The 17,137-nt window shown below is 69.2% G+C and carries 17 protein-coding genes; 13 read left to right on the top strand and 4 right to left on the bottom strand.

Annotation, left to right across the window (positions count from 1 at the left end):
• The first annotated feature begins 17 nt into the window (after positions 1–17).
• On the top strand, positions 18–572 hold the full coding sequence (gene tsaE / locus HWY45_RS05980) for a tRNA (adenosine(37)-N6)-threonylcarbamoyltransferase complex ATPase subunit type 1 TsaE (RefSeq protein WP_059879674.1): 555 nt from the start codon (positions 18–20) through the stop codon (positions 570–572).
• Complete coding sequence (locus HWY45_RS05985; RefSeq protein WP_059879677.1) at positions 554–2,092, top strand: N-acetylmuramoyl-L-alanine amidase; 1,539 nt, start codon at positions 554–556, stop codon at positions 2,090–2,092. The genes tsaE and HWY45_RS05985 overlap by 19 nt, the downstream gene beginning before the upstream one ends.
• Before the next feature lie 49 nt (positions 2,093–2,141).
• On the opposite strand, the gene HWY45_RS05990 is transcribed toward HWY45_RS05985, so the two are convergent.
• Positions 2,142–3,020: an EamA family transporter gene (locus HWY45_RS05990; RefSeq protein WP_124490286.1), complete on the bottom strand. Its 879-nt coding sequence runs from the start codon at positions 3,018–3,020 to the stop codon at positions 2,142–2,144.
• 200 nt (positions 3,021–3,220) lie between these two features.
• Between HWY45_RS05990 and HWY45_RS05995 the strand changes: the two genes are divergently transcribed.
• Both HWY45_RS05995 and trxA read left to right on the top strand, forming a co-directional pair.
• Positions 3,221–4,102 carry a pirin family protein gene (locus HWY45_RS05995; protein ID WP_059879683.1) on the top strand — a complete coding sequence of 294 codons (882 nt, stop codon included), beginning with the start codon at positions 3,221–3,223 and terminating at the stop codon, positions 4,100–4,102.
• 56 nt (positions 4,103–4,158) lie between these two features.
• Positions 4,159–5,007: a thioredoxin gene (gene trxA, locus HWY45_RS06000; protein WP_059879686.1), complete on the top strand. Its 849-nt coding sequence runs from the start codon at positions 4,159–4,161 to the stop codon at positions 5,005–5,007.
• A 42-nt stretch (positions 5,008–5,049) separates the two neighbouring features.
• Here trxA and tcdA read toward each other — a convergent pair whose 3' ends face one another.
• Positions 5,050–5,904 (bottom strand): tRNA cyclic N6-threonylcarbamoyladenosine(37) synthase TcdA, encoded by an 855-nt coding sequence (gene tcdA, locus HWY45_RS06005; RefSeq protein WP_059879689.1) that lies wholly within the window; start codon positions 5,902–5,904, stop codon positions 5,050–5,052.
• A gap of 128 nt (positions 5,905–6,032) precedes the next feature.
• On the opposite strand from tcdA, the gene pdxH reads away from it, so the two are divergent.
• The 3 genes from pdxH (at position 6,033) to HWY45_RS06020 (ending at position 9,341) form a co-directional block, all read left to right on the top strand.
• A complete protein-coding gene (pdxH, locus tag HWY45_RS06010; protein WP_059879691.1) occupies positions 6,033–6,677 on the top strand; it encodes a pyridoxamine 5'-phosphate oxidase in 645 nt (214 codons plus the stop codon).
• 118 nt (positions 6,678–6,795) lie between these two features.
• Positions 6,796–8,016, top strand: coding sequence for an SAM-dependent methyltransferase (locus HWY45_RS06015; protein WP_059802059.1), 1,221 nt, complete (start codon positions 6,796–6,798; stop codon positions 8,014–8,016).
• Between the two features lie 23 nt (positions 8,017–8,039).
• Positions 8,040–9,341, top strand: coding sequence for a DUF72 domain-containing protein (locus tag HWY45_RS06020; protein WP_059879696.1), 1,302 nt, complete (start codon positions 8,040–8,042; stop codon positions 9,339–9,341).
• Positions 9,342–9,465: 124 nt separating this feature from the next.
• Here the strand turns inward: HWY45_RS06020 and msrA are convergent, their stop codons facing one another.
• Positions 9,466–10,026 (bottom strand): peptide-methionine (S)-S-oxide reductase MsrA, encoded by a 561-nt coding sequence (gene msrA, locus HWY45_RS06025; protein WP_059879699.1) that lies wholly within the window; start codon positions 10,024–10,026, stop codon positions 9,466–9,468.
• 563 nt (positions 10,027–10,589) lie between these two features.
• Between msrA and HWY45_RS06030 the strand changes: the two genes are divergently transcribed.
• The 3 genes from HWY45_RS06030 to HWY45_RS06040 all read left to right on the top strand — a co-directional run bounded on the left by HWY45_RS06030 (position 10,590) and on the right by HWY45_RS06040 (position 13,347).
• Positions 10,590–11,996, top strand: a complete 1,407-nt coding sequence (locus HWY45_RS06030) for a selenium-binding protein SBP56-related protein (RefSeq protein WP_059879702.1) — start codon at positions 10,590–10,592, stop codon at positions 11,994–11,996.
• Positions 11,997–12,001: 5 nt separating this feature from the next.
• A complete protein-coding gene (locus HWY45_RS06035) occupies positions 12,002–12,658 on the top strand; it encodes a hypothetical protein (RefSeq protein ID WP_124480864.1) in 657 nt (218 codons plus the stop codon).
• Positions 12,659–12,837: 179 nt separating this feature from the next.
• Entirely contained in the window at positions 12,838–13,347 is a 510-nt protein-coding gene (locus tag HWY45_RS06040; RefSeq protein WP_059802068.1) for a flavin reductase family protein, read from the top strand.
• On the opposite strand, the gene HWY45_RS06045 is transcribed toward HWY45_RS06040, so the two are convergent.
• A complete protein-coding gene (locus HWY45_RS06045) occupies positions 13,334–13,834 on the bottom strand; it encodes an Lrp/AsnC family transcriptional regulator (protein WP_017334015.1) in 501 nt (166 codons plus the stop codon). The genes HWY45_RS06040 and HWY45_RS06045 overlap by 14 nt on opposite strands.
• 130 nt (positions 13,835–13,964) lie before the next feature.
• Between HWY45_RS06045 and kynB the strand changes: the two genes are divergently transcribed.
• The 3 genes from kynB to kynA all read left to right on the top strand — a co-directional run bounded on the left by kynB (position 13,965) and on the right by kynA (position 16,912).
• Positions 13,965–14,606: an arylformamidase gene (gene kynB / locus HWY45_RS06050; protein ID WP_059879707.1), complete on the top strand. Its 642-nt coding sequence runs from the start codon at positions 13,965–13,967 to the stop codon at positions 14,604–14,606.
• A gap of 27 nt (positions 14,607–14,633) precedes the next feature.
• The gene (kynU, locus tag HWY45_RS06055; protein WP_059879710.1) at positions 14,634–15,887 is read left to right on the top strand and encodes a kynureninase; all 1,254 of its coding nucleotides are present in this window, start codon (positions 14,634–14,636) and stop codon (positions 15,885–15,887) included.
• A gap of 98 nt (positions 15,888–15,985) precedes the next feature.
• Positions 15,986–16,912, top strand: coding sequence for a tryptophan 2,3-dioxygenase (kynA, locus tag HWY45_RS06060; protein ID WP_059802079.1), 927 nt, complete (start codon positions 15,986–15,988; stop codon positions 16,910–16,912).
• Positions 16,913–17,137: the final 225 nt, after the last annotated feature.

The raw sequence follows: 17,137 nt of genomic DNA on the forward strand, positions 1-17,137 counted from the left end.
CGCACTATTTTACGAGAATGCCAGCTCCGCACAGCCATACGCCACCTGCCGCCATGCTGCCCGCCCCGCTCGCGGAGCGCGTGATCGCGCTCGCCGACGAAGCGGCGACCGAGGCCTTCGGCGCACGCTTCGCGCAGGCGCTCGACGCGGCGCGCGCCGAACTGGCCCGCGCGCACGCGTTCGACGGCCTGCAGATCCAGCTGGTCGGCGATCTCGGCGCAGGCAAGACGTCCCTCGTGCGCGCGATCCTGCGCGGCCTCGGCCATCGCGGCCGCGTGCGCAGCCCGACCTACACGCTCGTCGAGCCGTACGCGCTCGAACGCGAAGATGGGGAACTCGAGGTCTATCACTTCGATCTGTACCGTTTCAACGATCCGGCCGAATGGTCCGACGCGGGCTTTCGCGAGTATTTCAATTCCAGCGCGATCTGCCTCGTCGAATGGCCGCAACAGGCGGGCACGCTGCTCGGCGTGCCCGATCTGGTCTTCTCGCTCGACGTGGACGGCGACGGCCGCGCCCTCACCGTCCGGGCGTACAGCGCTTCAGGAATCGCATGTCTCGAAAGATGTTGATCAAACCGTTCCGCTCGATCGAATCGGCGGCCACCGCGACGCACAACTGGCGGCGCCGGCAGATCCTGTGCGCGGGCGCGTCGACGCTGGTGCTCGGCCTCGCGGTGCCGCGGCTCGCGCACGCGACGTCGGTGCTCGGCGTGCGGGTGTGGCCCGCGCGCGATTACACGCGCGTGACGATCGAATCCGACCAGCCGCTGCAGAATACCCAGCAGCTGCTGCAGGGGCCCGACCGCCTCGTCGTCGACCTGAACGGGCTCGATCTCGACCAGGCGCTGCGCGACCTCGTGTCGAAGATCGCGCCGAACGATCCGCAGATCCACTCGGTGCGCGTCGGCCAGTACCAGCCGCACGTCGTGCGGATGGTGTTCGACCTGAAGGGCTCGGTGAAGCCGCAGGTGTTCACGCTGCCGCCTGTCGGCACCTACAAGTACCGTCTCGTGTTCGACCTGTATCCGGCCGTCGCGCCCGATCCGCTGACCGACCTGATCGCGCAGACCGAACGCAAGGAACAGCAGCTCAACGAAGCCGCGCGCGCGCAGCAGGTGCAGCCGCCGACCGCGCTGAGCGGCCCGACGCAGCCGCCGGCGGGCAACGACAACAGCGACGCGTTCTTCCAGCGCTTCGCGCAGAACTCCCCGGGCGCGACGCCGACGCCGCGCACGCCGCCGGCCGCGACGGGCGGCACGCCCGCCGCGCCGGCGAAGCCCGCGGTCAAGCCGCCGCCCGTCATCGCGCGCAAGGATGACGACGACGCCGACGACGACACCTACAAGTTCACCGCGCCGAAATCCGGCAAGGGCGGCACGGTGCGCCTGCTGACGGTCGCGATCGACCCGGGCCACGGCGGCGAGGATCCGGGCGCGATCGGCGGAAACGGCACGTACGAGAAGCACGTCGCGCTCGACATCGCGAAGAAGCTGCGCGCGAAGATCGACGCCGCGCCGAACATGCGCGCGATGATGACGCGCGACGCCGACTTCTTCGTGCCGCTCAACGTGCGCGTGCAGAAGGCGCGCCGCGTCGGCGCGGATCTCTTCGTGTCGATCCACGCGGACGCGTTCACAACGCCGTCGGCGCGCGGCTCGTCGGTGTTCGCGCTGTCGGACCACGGCGCGTCGAGCGCGGCGGCCCGCTGGCTCGCGAACAAGGAAAACGCGTCGGACCTGATCGGCGGGATCAACATCAAGACCCAGGACGCGGCCGTGAGCCGCGCGCTGTTCGACATGTCGACCACCGCGCAGATCCGCGACTCGCTGCGCTACGGCAACTACGTGCTGAAGGAAGTCGGCGGCATCAACAAGCTGCACAAGGGCTCGGTCGAGCAAGCCGGGTTCGCGGTGCTGAAGGCGCCCGACATTCCGTCGATCCTCGTCGAGACCGCATTCATCAGCAACCCGGACGAAGAGCGCCGCCTGAACGACGACAGCTACCGCGACGAGATGGCCGACGCGATCTTCCGCGGCATCAAGCGCTATTTCGCGGCGAACCCGCCGCTCGCGAAGAACCGGATGGCCTGACCGGCATTCGCATCGCGCCGCCGGCCGGGCACCGCACGGCCGGCGCGCATCACTGCGCCGCGACGCGGCGCATCAGCTTCCCGCCGAACACGTTCACCGCGAGCCCGCCCATCACGAGCGCCGCGCCGATCAGCTGCGCGCGCGTGAGGTGCTCGTCGAGCAGCAGCGCCGACGACGCGAGGCCGATGATCGGCACCAGCAGCGAGAACTGCGCGACCTGCGCGGCCGGATAGCGCGACAGCAGGCGGCTCCACAGCCCGTAGCCGAGCAGCGTCGCGACGAACGCGAGATAGACGACCGCGAAGATCGACGCGCCGGTCAGCCCGGCGAGCGCGGCCGCGATGCGCTGCGGCCCCTCGAAGCCGAGCGACAGCAGGAAGAACGGCACCGGCGGCACGAGGCTCGCCCACACGACCAGCGACACGAGGTCGGCCTGCCCGACCTTCTTCGTCACGATATTGCCGAGCGCCCACATCGCGGCCGCGCAGATCGTCAGCAGGAAGCCGGCCAGCGTCATCGCGCGGCCGCCCTGCGACGCGATCACGACGAGGCCGCCGGCGGCGATCGCCAGGCCGAGCAGGTTCTGCACGCGCAGCCGCTCGCCGAGGAACACCATCGCGAACACGAGCGTGAAGAACGCCTGCGACTGCAGCACGAGCGAGGCGAGCCCGGCCGGCATCCCGACATACATCGCGGTGAACAGGAGCACGAACTGGCCGAGCTGGATCGTCGCGCCGTACAGCACGAGCAGCCGCCACGAAATCTGCGGCCGGCGCACGAAGAACACCGCCGGCACCGCCGCGAGCGTGAAGCGCAGCGCGCCGAGCAGCATCGGCGGCATGCCGTGCAGGCCGACCTTGATCACGACGAAGTTCACGCCCCACGCGAGGATCACGACCAGTGCCAGCAGCAGATCCTTCGGGGCCATCATCTCCGTCTCCTTGTCTTGTCGTGTCGCAGCGTATGAAGGTGGCCAGTTTACCGGCCTTTGGCGCGCCTGCCGGAATCCCGCGCACGCGGCAGGGATTCGGCGCGGCCGCAAGAATCGTACCGCGCGATGCACCGCGCGCAGCCGGCCGGGCGCCAAGTACAATGACCCGCATCCCCGCCGCGTCGACAGAATCCGCCATGACCGACTCCATCCAAGCCCTGCTGAAGCCGCACGTGCGCGACATCGGCAACCTGCAGGTGCGCCGCACGCTGCCGGCGCTCGCCGCGCGCCTCGTCGGCCCGTTCATCTTCTTCGATCACATGGGGCCCGCGACGCTGCCGGCCGGCACGGGCCTCGACGTGCGCCCGCATCCGCACATCGGGCTCGCGACCGTCACCTACCTGTTCGACGGCGCGATCCTGCACCGCGACAGCCTCGGCTCGCTGCAGGAAATCGTGCCCGGCGACGTCAACTGGATGACGGCCGGGCGCGGCATCGTCCATTCGGAACGCACGCCCGACGCGCTGCGCGAGCGCGGCCACACCGTGCACGGGATCCAGACCTGGGTCGCGCTGCCGCTCGAGCACGAGACCGACGAGCCGTCGTTCGAGCACCATGAAGCCGCAACGCTGCCGAAACGGGCTGCGGACGGCGTGTCGCTGACGGTGATCGCCGGCGACGCGTTCGGCCTGCGCTCGCCCGTCACGACCTTTTCGCGCACGCTGTACGTCGCCGCCGAGTTCGCGCCCGGCGGCAGCCTCGTGCTCGATGCGTCCCATCAGGAGCGCGCGGTCTATCTGGTCGAAGGCGACCTGGCGATCGACGGCACGCCGCTCGAAACCGCGCAGATGGCCGTGCTCGTGCCGGGCGCGACCGTCGCGCTGACGAGCGGCGCCGGCGCGCGCGTGATGGTGCTCGGCGGCGACCGCCTCGAGGGCGAGCGCTTCATCGACTGGAATTTCGTCGCGAGCAGCCGCGACGCGATCGAGCGCGCGAAGGGCGCGTGGACGCGACAGGAAATGGGCAAGGTGCCCGGCGAAACCGAATGGATTCCGCTGCCCGAGCGCAAGCCGCGTTGAAAAAACCGGCCGCCGCCCCCATCCTGCCCTCATTCGAACTCAAGAGAACGAACGCCATGGACACCACGCTTGCCACTTTCGAGAAAGACGTCATCGAGGCGTCGCTGGACACGCCCGTGCTGGTCGACTTCTGGGCGCCGTGGTGCGGCCCGTGCAAGACGCTCGGCCCGCTGCTGGAAAAGCTCGAAAGCGACTACGCGGGCCGCTGGAAGCTCGTGAAGGTCAACGTCGACGAAAACCAGGAACTGGCCGCGCACTTCCAGACGCGCAGCATTCCGCACGTGATCGCGTTCGCCGACGGGCGCCCGGTCGATCAGTTCGTCGGCGTGCTGCCCGAGGGGCAGCTGCGCGCGTTCCTCGACCGGCTGCTGCCGGCGCCGGAAGAAGCCGAACATCGCGCCGCGCAGGTCGCGATGGCGGAATCGCGCTTCGACGACGCGCTCGGCCACCTCGAGGCCGCGCTCGCGCTGAACCCCGGCTTCGACGACGCGCGGCTCGACCTGATCGAGCTCCTGCTCGCGCACAACCAGGTGGACGCGGCGCGCGCCGAGACCGAACGGCTGTCGCCGCAGGTGACGCAGGGCGGCGATGCGCGCTACCAGGCGATCATGACCCGTTTCGACGCGCTCGACGCGACCGCCGACCTGCCGCCGACCGACGCGCTCGAAGCCCGCATCGCGGCGAATCCGGCCGATCTCGACGCGCGCTTCGATCTCGCGCAGAGCCTGATCGCGCGGCGCGCCTATGAAGGCGCGCTCGAGCAGTTGCTGGAAATCGTGCTGCGCGACCGCGCCTACGGCGACGACGTCGGCCGCAAGACGATGATTTCGGTGTTCGAGCTGGCGGGCGACCGCCCCGATATCGTCGCCGCGTGGCGGCGCAAGCTGAGCATGGCGCTCAACTGACCGGAACCGGGGCCGGCGCGCGGCCGCGCGCCAGCCCCGCCGTCATGCGACGGCCCGCGCCGCGATCGCCCGCAGCGCATGCGCGGCGGCCGCGAAGCCGAAGCTCGCGGTCACGCACACGCTCGAGCCGAATCCCGCGCAGTTCAGCCCCGCGACATGCGCGGCCGCGGACGGCTCCGCGCCGTCCTCGAGGTCGCAGGCGGCCGCTTCCGGATAGATCAGCGGCTCGTCCGAATACACGGCGCTGACCTTGAAGCGCGCCTTCGGCCCGCGCGGAAAGCCGTGCTGCTTGCGCAGCTGCGCGCGCACCTTCGACAGCAGCGGATCCTGGATCGTCAGCGCGAGATCGTCGATGCGGATCCGGGTCGGGTCGAGCTGGCCGCCCGCGCCGCCGACCGTGACGAGCGGCTGCCCTTTCGCGACGCACCACGCGATCAGCGCGACCTTCGTGCGCACGCTGTCGATCGCGTCGATCACATAGTCGAAGCCGCCGCCGAGCAGCGCGTCGAAATTGTCCGGCTCCGCGAAATCCTCGATCCGGTTCACGCGGCAGGCGGGATCGATCAGCGCGATCCGCTCGGCCATCGCGTCGACCTTCGGCTTGCCGTAGTTGCCGTCGAGCGCGTGGATCTGCCGGTTCGTGTTGCTTTCGGCAACGTTGTCGAGATCGACGAGCGTCAGCGTGCCGATCGCGCTGCGTGCGAGCGCCTCGGCCGTCCACGAGCCGACCCCGCCGATGCCGATCACCGCGACGTGCGCGCGCTCGAACGCGGTGAGCGCCGGCGCGCCGTACAGCCGCGCGATGCCGCCGAAGCGCCGCGCGCGATCCACGTCAAGCTGATTCGTCGGGCTCGGGGTAAGATCAGAAGTTATCGGGGCGGCGTGTGTGGAGGACATGGCAGCAAGGAAAGCGTAAGTCGTGCAGCCCCGTATTTTGCCTGATCTCCCCGCCACCACGCGCCACTGTGCACGCACGTTTCTTGCGCCTTCGCTATACTGGCCCCAGATTGAAGCGTTTGCATAACATGACGACACTCGCTGATCTCCGCATCAATTATTCGCGTGCTTCGCTCGACGAAGCCGACGCCGCCCCGAACCCCTTCGCCCAGTTCGACCGCTGGTTCAAGGAGGCGCTCGCCGCCAAGCTTCCCGAGCCGAACACGATGACGCTCGCCACCGTCGGCGAGACCGGCCGGCCATCGGCACGGATCGTGCTCATCAAGGCCGTCGACGAACGCGGGTTCGTGTTCTTCACCAATTACGAAAGCCGCAAGGGCCACGACCTCGCCGCGCATCCGTATGCCGCGCTGCTGTTCTACTGGATCGAGCTCGAACGGCAGGTGCGCATCGAAGGCCGCATCGAGAAGACGACCGACGAGGAAAGCGACCGCTATTTCGCGTCGCGGCCGCTCGGCTCGCGCATCGGCGCGTGGGCGTCGGAGCAGAGCGCGGTGATCGACAGCCGCGCGACGCTCGAAGCGCGCGAAAAGGAAATCAGTACGCGCTACGGCGACGACCCGCCGCGGCCGCCGCACTGGGGCGGCTACCGCCTCGTGCCCGAGTCGCTCGAATTCTGGCAGGGCCGCCCGTCGCGGCTGCACGACCGGCTGCTGTATACGCGCGACACCGCAGCACCGCACGGCTGGACGATTTCGCGCCTGTCGCCGTAAACGCCGCCACGCGCGCTGCCGACACGTATTTCGTATTGCAACCGGGCGCCCGCCGAACGGGCGGGCGCCGGTCAAGAAGCTTGGCTGTATTCGATTCAACGGACAACGGAGATTCCAAATGTTCTGGGAAAAGAAGCTGGCACAGTGGGCGGACGAAGTACGGGCGAAGGCGAACATTCCGGCGCGCCTCGTGTTGTGGAACGGCGATCAGCTCGATTTCGGCACGTTCGCCGCGCCGCAGGTCACGCTGAAGGTCAACAGCGCGTCGGCGCTGCCGCTGCTGCTCGAACCGAGCCTCGACAACCTCGGCGAGGCGTACGTGAAGGGCAAGATCGACATCGACGGCAAGCTGTCCGACATCATCAACATCGGCTACTCGCTCGCGCGCAGCACGGTGACGAGCGCGAGCAAGCTCGCGCGCGTGAGGCGCTACTTCAGCCACACGAAGAACACCGACAAGAAGGCAATCCAGTATCACTACGACGTGTCGAACGAGTTCTACAGGCTGTGGCTCGACGAGAACATGGTCTACTCGTGCGCGTACTTCGAGAACGGCGACGAGGATCTCGCGACCGCGCAGATCAAGAAGATCGACCACATCCTCACGAAGATCCAGCTGCAGCCGGGCCAGCGCCTGCTCGACATCGGCTGTGGCTGGGGCGCGCTGGTGCTGCGCGCGGCGAGCAAGTTCGGCGCGCAATGCCTCGGCGTGACGCTGTCGCAGAACCAGTTCGACCTCGCGACCGAGCGCGTGAAGGCGGCCGGGCTGCAGGACCAGATCGAGATCCGCCTGCAGGACTACCGCGAGATCGACGGCCAGTTCGATCGCATCACGAGCGTCGGGATGTTCGAGCACGTCGGCCGCAAGAACCTGCCGCTCTACTTCTCGCGCGTGCGCGAGCTGCTCGCCGACGACGGCATCGCGATGAACCACGGCATCACGTCGACCGATGCCGAAAGCGGCGAAACCGCGCTCGGCGGCGGCGAGTTCATCGACCGCTACGTGTTCCCGGACGGCGAGCTGCCGCACATCAGCCTCGCACTCGAGGCCGCGCAGCGCGGCGGGCTCGAAGCGATTGACGTCGAGAGCCTGCGGCGGCACTATGCGCGCACGCTCGACATCTGGACCGACAACTTCGAGGCGAAGGCCGAGGAGGCCAGAAAGCTCGTCGACGACGAAAAATTCCGCATCTGGCGCGTGTACCTCGCCGGCTGCGCGTATGCGTTCGAGCACGACGACGTGTCGATCTTCCAGATCGTGTGCCGCAAGGCCGGGCAAAGCGCGAAAACGCTGCCGTGGTCGCGGCGCTATATGTACGAACACGCGCTGCCGCGCTAGGCGGCGCTTCACGCACGGCATGCATGGATGACGGCAGGACGCGGCGCAAGGCGCCGCCAGGACGGAAACAACACGACGATTCGGACGGAACGCCCGCCGACGGACAGTTCGACCTGTTCGGCGCGGCGCCCGATGACGCACGCGCCGTTCCCGCCGCAGATGACGACACCCGTGCGAACGCCGGCAGTGACGTCGATCCGACGCCGGACGACGACGACGGCGGCGCACCGCCGACGCGATCGCATGCGCCACGCCGCCCAGCCGACGAAACCTCCCCGCCCTCCACCGGCCTGCTGTGGGACGAGCCCGCGCCGCCGCCCGCGTCGAACAAAGGCAAGCGCCGGCGCGGCGTACCGCCCGCGCCGATCGCGCCCGACGTCGCGGCCGCCGCGGCCGGGCTGCCGCCGAACGTGCGGCTCGGCACGTCGTCGTGGTACTTCCCCGGCTGGAACGGCATCGTCTACGACGGCGACTTCGCGCAAACGAAGCTGTCGCGCGAAGGGCTCCAAGCATATGGCGCGCATCCGCTGCTGAAGAGCGTGAGCCTCGACCGGTCGTTCTACGGCCCGCTGTCCGTCGCAGACTACCTTCGCTACGCGCAGCAGGTGCCGGACGATTTCCGCTTCGTCGTCAAGGCGCCCGCGTCGGTCACCGATGCGGTCCTGCGCGGCCGGCGCGGCGAGCCGTCCGGGCCGAATCCGACCTTCCTGAACGCGCAGCTCGCCACCGACGAGTTCGTCCGGCCGTGCCTCGACGGGCTCGGCGCGAAGGCCGGCGTGCTGGTGTTCCAGTTCTCGCCGCTGCCGGACACGCTGCTCGCCGACCCGGCCGCGCTGATCGACCGGCTCGGCGCGTTCTTCGCGGCGCTGCCGCCGCTGCCGCCCGAACCGGACGCGCCGCGCTATGCGATCGAGATCCGCGATGCGAGCCTGCTCACGCCACGCTTCATCCGCGCGCTCGCCGCGCACGGCGTGCGCTATTGCGTGGGCCTGCACGCGCGGATGCCCGACCCGCTCAGGCAGGCGGCCGCGCTCGCGCTGCTCGACGGCGACGCGCCGGGCCCGCTGATCGTGCGCTGGAGCCTGCACGGCGGCTTCAAATACGAACAGGCGAAAGCGAAGTACGAGCCGTTCGACCGGCTCGTCGACGAGGATCCGCACACGCGCTCGGCGCTCGCCGAGCTGGCCGCGCGCTATGCGATGGCGGGCCAGCCGGTGATCATCACGATCAACAACAAGGCGGAAGGCTCCGCACCGCTGTCGTGCATCGCGCTGGCGCGCGAGATCGCCGCCGCGTGCGCAAACTGGCGCGGCGAGGCGGCCTGACGGCGAGCGCCGGCCGGCCCCGCGGCCGTGTCGGCGTGTCGGCGTGTCGGCGTGTCGGCGTGTCGGCCGTATCGGCCATGTCGGCCATGTCGGTCGTGTCGGTCGTATCGGCCGTATCGGCCGATCAAGCGCCGCGCGACGACTTCAGCCGGTGCGCGAACTTCTTGCGGAATTTCGCGAGCTTCGGCCCGATCACGACCGAGCAATAGCCCTGGCCCGGATTGCGCGCGTAGTAGTTCTGGTGGTAATCCTCGGCCGGCCAGTAGTTGCCGTCGAGCGGCACGACCTGCGTGACGATCGGCTGCCCGAACACCTGCTCGCGCTCCAGCGCGCGGATCACGTCGAGCGCGGTGTCGCGCTGCGCGTCCGAATGCGTGAACACCACCGACCGGTACTGCGTGCCGACGTCGTTGCCCTGACGATTGAGCTGGGTCGGGTCGTGCGTCGCGAAGAAGATCTCGACGATCTCGCGATAGCCGATGCGCGCCGGGTCGAACGTCACGTTGACGACCTCCGCGTGCCCGGTGTCGCCGTCGCACACGTCGCGGTAGCCCGGGCTGCGCGTGTGGCCGCCCGCGTAGCCCGATTCGACGGCCGTCACGCCGTCGACGTCCAGAAACACCGCTTCCGTACACCAGAAGCACCCGCCTCCCAAAGTCGCGGTTTCAAGCATCTCGTTCACCATCCGTTCATACAAATAGCCGTTGAGAAGGGAGCGGGCGGGAAATGCACGCCGGCTCCCGGCGTTCGTCATGCGCGGTCCGTCCAGTATAGAAACGGGACGGGCGGCAGGTGCAGCAGTATCGCATTCGCGTTCGAATCGCGTTTGGGTTGCGTGCCTCGCGCGCGATCACGTCGCCGTGCATTCTCGACTACACTAGCCGACACCCGCCGCGAACTGGCAGCGTTCCCCGGCGGGACACTCGACGCACGCTTCATCCCGATGCACCGCCGTCCGCTGCGACAGCGCGCTGGATGCTTCAGCGGCCTCACTCGCCTCGACGGCTCGCTCGAGCCAGGGCCGGCAGCCACGCCCGCCGGCCCACCGTTGATGATTCACCCGACGCACGGCATTTGTTTCGTTTCTCGATGGAAGGACGGCGCCGCCCGCTCGCGCTCGGGCACCGCGGCTGCCGGCAGCTCCGCCCGGCCGCGGCGGCCAACCCGCCCGGTCGTCTCACATAACAAGGCTGCACGCGGCGCCCACGATCGCGCCGCGCGATGCGGCTCCCAACCGAGGGCTCTACCATGACCATGCGGCCTGATCCGACGTTTCACGCATCGCCCGAACTCGCGATGCGCGCGCCGGCCGAATCGTTCGCCTACACCCTGCTGCTCAGCCCCGACTTCTCCCGCCCCGACGCGCTCGCCGTCATCGACGTGAAGCCCGGCTCGGAGACCTACGGCCAGATCGTGCATACGGTGACGATGCCGACCACCGGCGACGAATTCCATCACTTCGGCTGGAATGCGTGCTCGTCGGCGCTGTCGCCGCTCACCGGCCACGCGTTCCTGCAGCGCCGCTACCTGATCATCCCGGGCCTGCGCTCGTCGCGCATCTACGTCATCGACACGCATCCGCACCCGACCCAGGCGCGCATCCACAAGATCATCGAACCCGACGAAGTGTTCAGCAAGACCGGCTATTCGCGGCCGCACACGGTCCATTGCGGCCCCGAAGGGATCTACGTGAGCACGCTGGGCGGCGCCGGCAAGGACGGCACGGACGGGCAGCCGGGCATCTTCATCATGGACTGCGAGACCTTCGACGTCGTCGGCCGCTGGGAGATCGACCGGGGTTCGCAGGACAAGCATTACGACTTCTGGTGGAACCTGCCGCGCGACTACATGGTGTCGAGCGAATGGGCGCTGCCGCCGCAGTTCGAGAACGGCATCGTCCCCGAGGAACTGCTCGCAAACCGGTACGGGCACCGGCTGCATTTCTGGGACCTGCGCGCGCGGCGCAACGTGCAGACCATCGACCTCGGCGCGCAGCACCAGATGGCGCTGGAGGTGCGGCCCGCGCACGATCCCGCGCGCGAATACGGCTTCCTCGGCGTCGTGATCGACACGACGAACCTCGAGGGGTCGATCTGGACCTGGTGGCGCGAAGGCGGCCGGTTCCACGTCGAGAAGACCGCGACGATCCCGGCCGAGCCCGCGCCCGCGGACCAGCTGCCGCCGCTGCTGAAGCCGTTCGGCGCGGTGCCGCCGCTCGTGACCGACATCGACCTGTCGCTCGACGACCGGTTTCTCTACGTGTCCTGCTGGGGCACCGGCGAAATGCGCCAGTACGACGTCAGCGACCCGCGCAAGCCGAAGCTGGCCGCATCGGTCCATATCGGCGGCATCGTGCGGCGCACGCCGCACGCGAACGGCAAGCGCTTCGCGGGCGGGCCGCAGATGGTCGAGATCAGCCGCGACGGCAAGCGGGTCTACTGGACCAACTCGCTGTACTCGACGTGGGACGACCAGTTCTACCCGGACGGCGTGCCGGGCGCGCAAGTGATGGCGCATGCGGGGCCCGACGGCGGCCTCGCGCTTGCGAACGACTACTGGGTGGAGTTTCCGGACGGCTACCGCGCGCACCAGATCCGGCTCGAAGGCGGTGATTGCTCGACCGATTCGTTTTGCTATCCGTCGGCCCGGCCGTGAGCGGCATGCTGCCGTCGCAGCTCGGCCTCTGGTCGGCGGTGCTCGCGAGCGGCCTCTATCACGGGTTCAATCCCGCGATGGGCTGGCCGCTCGCGGTGTCGAACGGGCTGATGGCGCGCCGCACCCGCGCGCTGGCCGCGGCGCTCGGCTATCTCGCGCTCGGCCACGCGCTGGCGGTGCTGGTAATGATGCTGCCGTTCGGCGCGCTCGCCGCGCTGGTCGCGTGGCAGACGCCGATCCGGCTCGGCGCGAGCGTGCTCGTGATCGGCTGCGGCGCGGTGCTGCTGATCCGGCCGCGCCACCCGCGCGTGCTCGCGCGGATCCCGCCGTCGCGGCTCGGCCTGTGGTCGTTCGCGGTCGCGATCGCGCACGGGGCCGGGCTGATGCTCGTGCCGATCTATCTCGGGCTGTGCGGGATCGGCCTCGATCGCGCGCACCGGGCCGCGGCGGCGCTGATCAACGCCAGCCTCGGCATGGCGCTCGCCGTGGCCGTCACGCATGCGGCCGCGATGCTCTCGGCCGGCGGCCTGATGGCGTGGCTCGTGTACCGCTACCTGGGGCTGCGATTCGTGTCGCGGAGCTGGTTCAACCTCGATACGGTGTGGGCGTCGAGCCTGATCCTGATCGGCGCGCTGTCGCTGGGGCTCGAAGCGGCCGCCTGACAAACCGGCGGCCGCTGCCGCCACCCGCGCCGCGCCGGTTCCGTCCGCGCGGCGCGATTCCGCTAAAATCGTGCCATGCGTCCCACTTCCAGACCGATCGCCTTGTCGCCCGTCATCCGCCTCGCCCGCTTCCCCCGCCGCGCGCCCGGCGCGCCCGCTTCGTTCCGCAAGGCCGCCCGATGACCCGCGCGACCCCGCCGAACTTCGATGCCGCCGCGTTCCGGCAAGCGCTCGGCCAGTTCGCGACCGGCGTGACCGTCATCACGACGCGCGCGCCGTCCGGGCAACTGGTCGGCATCACCGCCAGCTCGTTCAATTCGGTCTCGCTCGACCCGCCGCTCGTGCTGTGGAGCCTCGCGCATAAATCGGCGTCGATGCCGGTGTTCCGCGGCAACAGCCACTATGTCGTCAACGTGCTCGCGGCGTCGCAGCTCGAGCTGTGCAAGCGCTTCGCGACCTTCAAGGGCGACCGCTTCGAGGGCATCGCACACGCGGCCGGCAACTCCGGCATGCCGGTGCTCGACGGTGCGATCGCATGGTTCGAGTGCCACAACCGCAGCCGCTACGACGAAGGCGACCACGTGATCTTCGTCGGCGAGGTCGAGCGCTGCGGCGTGCATCCGGACGCCGCCGCCGCCGCGCCGCTCGTGTTCCACGGCGGCGCCTTCCACGGCCTCACACGGCTTTGATCGCGCCGGTGCGCGCAAGCGCGACCGGCGGGCCTGCCTCGTCCTTCAGCGTCTGCAGCACGATGTTCGAGCGGATGTCCATCACGCCCGGCGCCTTGTACAGGCGATTGAGCACGAAATCGGAATAGTGCTTGAGGTTGTGCGCGAGCACGCGCAGCAGGTAGTGGCTCTCGCCCGTCACGACGAACGCGCCGACCACCTCCGGCCATTCGCGCAGTTCCTCGGCGAAGCGTTCGTGCCATTGCGTCTGCTCGTTGCGCATCGACACCTGCACGAATGCCTCCAGCTCGAAGCCGAGCTTCTCGCGGCTCAGGCAGGCGCGGTAATGCTCGATGACGCCCTGGTCTTCCAGCAGGCGCATGCGCCGCAGGCAAGCCGATGGCGACAGCGAAATCCGTTCCGCGAGATCCAGGTTGCTGATTCTGCCTTCCTCCTGCAGGACCGCCAGAATCCGGCAGTCGGTGGCATCGAGCGTGATCGCATGCATTTTTGGTCCCCGTTTTCCCTGTGATTCGAATTATCTGCCAATCTGGCGCTTTGTCCATGGCTATTTCGCAAGCACTTTCTGCGAGCGTCCGCCTATCATGCGAAGCATCAATTCGCCGATTCGTCACGCCATGGACACACTCTGGGACATCTCCCCGCCCGTCGATCCCGCCACCCCCGTGTGGCCGGGCGACACGCCCGTCACGGTCGAACGCGTGTGGCGGATGGAGGCCGGCTCGCCCGTCAACGTCGCGCGCCTGACGCTGTCGCCGCACACCGGCGCGCACACCGACGCGCCGCTGCACTACGACGCCGACGGCGCGCCGATCGGCGCGGTGCCGCTCGACGTGTACCTCGGCCCGTGCCGCGTGATCCACTGCATCGGCGCATCGCCGGTCGTCACCCCGGACGCCGTCGCGGCCGCGCTCGACGGCGTGCCGCCGCGCGTGCTGCTGCGCACCTATGCGCAGGCGCCCGCCGCGCAATGGGATCCGGCTTTCTGCGCGGTCGCGCCCGCGACCATCGACCTGCTCGCCGAACATGGCGTGAAGCTGATCGGCATCGACACGCCCTCGCTCGACCCGCAGGAATCGAAGACGATGGATGCGCATCGTCGCATCCGCGCGCACCGGATGGCGATCCTCGAAGGCATCGTGCTCGACGCGGTGCCGCCCGGCGACTACGAACTCATCGCGCTGCCGCTCAAGCTCGCGACGCTCGACGCGAGCCCCGTGCGCGCCGTGCTGCGCAAGCTGCCCGGCCGCCCCGACTGAACCACCCGCAACCCGCACCCGACCATCATGATCAAGACCCGTGAAGACGCGCTCGCGCTCGACCGCGACGACCCGCTCGCCCCGCTGCGCGACCAGTTCGCATTGCCAAGCAACGTGATCTACCTCGACGGCAATTCGCTCGGCGCGCAGCCGCGCGCGTCGGCCGCCCGCGCGCAGCAGGTGATCGGCGCCGAGTGGGGCGACGGCCTGATCCGCAGCTGGAACACCGCCGGCTGGTTCGCGCTGCCGCGCCGCCTCGGCAACAAGCTCGCGACGCTGATCGGCGGCGCGCCCGACGAGACCGTCGTGACCGACACGATCTCGATCAACCTGTTCAAGCTGCTCTCCGCAATGCTGCGCTATCAGGCCGAGCGCGCGCCCGAGCGCCGCGTGATCGTGTCGGAGCGCTCGAACTTCCCGACCGACCTGTACATCGCACAGGGGTTGATCGAACAGCTCGGCGGCGACTACGAACTGCGCCTGATCGACGATCCGGCCGAGCTGCCCGACGCGCTCGGCGAGGACACCGCGGTCGCGATGATCACGCACGTGAACTACCGCACCGGCTACATGCACGACATGCCGGCCGTCACGCAGCTCGTGCACGACGCGGGCGCGCTGATGCTGTGGGATCTCGCGCATTCGGCGGGCGCGGTGCCGGTCGACCTGAACGGCGCGCACGCGGACGGCGCGGTCGGCTGCACGTACAAGTACCTGAACGGCGGCCCCGGCTCGCCCGCGTTCGTGTGGGTGCCGGCGCGCCACCACGCGCATTTCTCGCAGCCGCTGTCCGGCTGGTGGGGCCACCGCGCGCCGTTCGCGATGCAGCCCGAGTTCGCGCCCGACCCCGGCATCGCGCGCTTCCTGTGCGGCACGCAGCCGATCGTGTCGATGTCGATGGTCGAATGCGGGCTCGACGTGTTCCTGCAGACCGACATGCACGCGATCCGCCGCAAGTCGCTCGCGCTGACCGACGCGTTCGTCGCGCTCGTCGAGGCGCGCTGCGAAGGCCACGCGCTGAAGCTCGTCACGCCGCGCGCGCATCAGCAGCGCGGCTCGCAGGCGAGCTTCGAACATCCGCACGGCTACGAAGTGATGCAGGCGCTGATCGCGCGCGGCGTGATCGGCGACTATCGCGAGCCGCACGTGCTGCGCTTCGGCTTCACGCCGCTCTATACGCGCTTCGTCGACGTGTGGGACGCGGTCGAAACGCTGCGCGACATCCTCGACACCGGCGCGTGGAAGGCGCCCGAGTTCGCCACGCGCGGCGCGGTGACCTGAGCGGCCCCGGCCGGCGCGTGCGATGCGCACACGCCGGCGGGCCATGCGCCCCGCCGCCCCCTCTTTCAATCCTGGAGACAGTCGTGAACTCTGGTCATATGCAGCCGCCCGGCAACGACGCGCCGGCGGGTTGCCCGTTCTCGGGCGCTCAAACGGCACGCCCCGCGCACGAAGCGCCGCACGTACCGGGCGAAGCCGGCGAGCAAGCCGGCTGGCACAACGCGCAGCTCGATTTCTCGAAGTCGATGAGCTACGGCGACTACCTGTCGCTGAACAAGATCCTCGATGCGCAGCATCCGCTGTCGCCCGATCACAACGAGATGCTGTTCATCATCCAGCATCAGACGAGCGAGCTGTGGATGAAGCTCGCGCTGTTCGAGCTGCGCGAGGCGCTCGACGCAGTGCATCGCGACGCGCTGCCGCCCGCGTTCAAGATGCTCGCGCGCGTGTCGCGCATCCTCGAGCAGCTCGTGCAGGCGTGGAACGTGCTCGCGACGATGACGCCGTCCGAGTATTCGGCGATGCGGCCGTATCTCGGCCAGTCGTCGGGCTTCCAGTCGTACCAGTACCGCCAGCTCGAATTCCTGCTCGGCAACAAGAACGTGCAGATGCTGCAGCCGCACGCGCATCGCCCGGACATCCTCGAACAGGTGCGCGCGACGCTCGAGGCGCCGTCGTTCTACGACGAGGTCGTGCGCCTGCTCGCGCGACGCGGCTTCCCGATCGCGCCCGAGCGGCTCGCGCGCGACTGGACGCAGCCGACGCAGCACGACGAAACGGTCGAGGCCGCGTGGCTCGAGGTGTACCGTCATCCGCAGCAGTACTGGGAGCTGTACGAGATGGCCGAGGAACTCGTCGATCTCGAGGACGCGTTCCGCCAGTGGCGCTTCCGCCACGTGACGACCGTCGAGCGCATCATCGGCTTCAAGCAGGGCACCGGCGGCACGAGCGGCGCGCCGTATCTGCGCAAGATGCTCGACGTCGTGCTGTTCCCCGAGCTCTGGCACGTGCGCACGACGCTGTAACCTGCCGCCCGCCCGGCGCCGTCATGGCGACGTGCGGGCCGCTTCCCCCCTTCCCGCCGAGCCGATCGCGCTCACCCCGCCGCGCCGCCGTCGCCAGCGGCTGCCCGGCCTCGCCGCAGCGCACCATCGAAAGTCCGCGTCCCTGCCTTGACTTTCGCTCGCCCGAATACGATCATTCGCCCACATAGAGAGCAAATGATCTATCGCGACCGCAGGCGGCCGCCC

Origin of the sequence: Burkholderia stagnalis (genome assembly GCF_902830275.1) — a bacterium.
Lineage (GTDB): Bacteria > Pseudomonadota > Gammaproteobacteria > Burkholderiales > Burkholderiaceae > Burkholderia > Burkholderia stagnalis.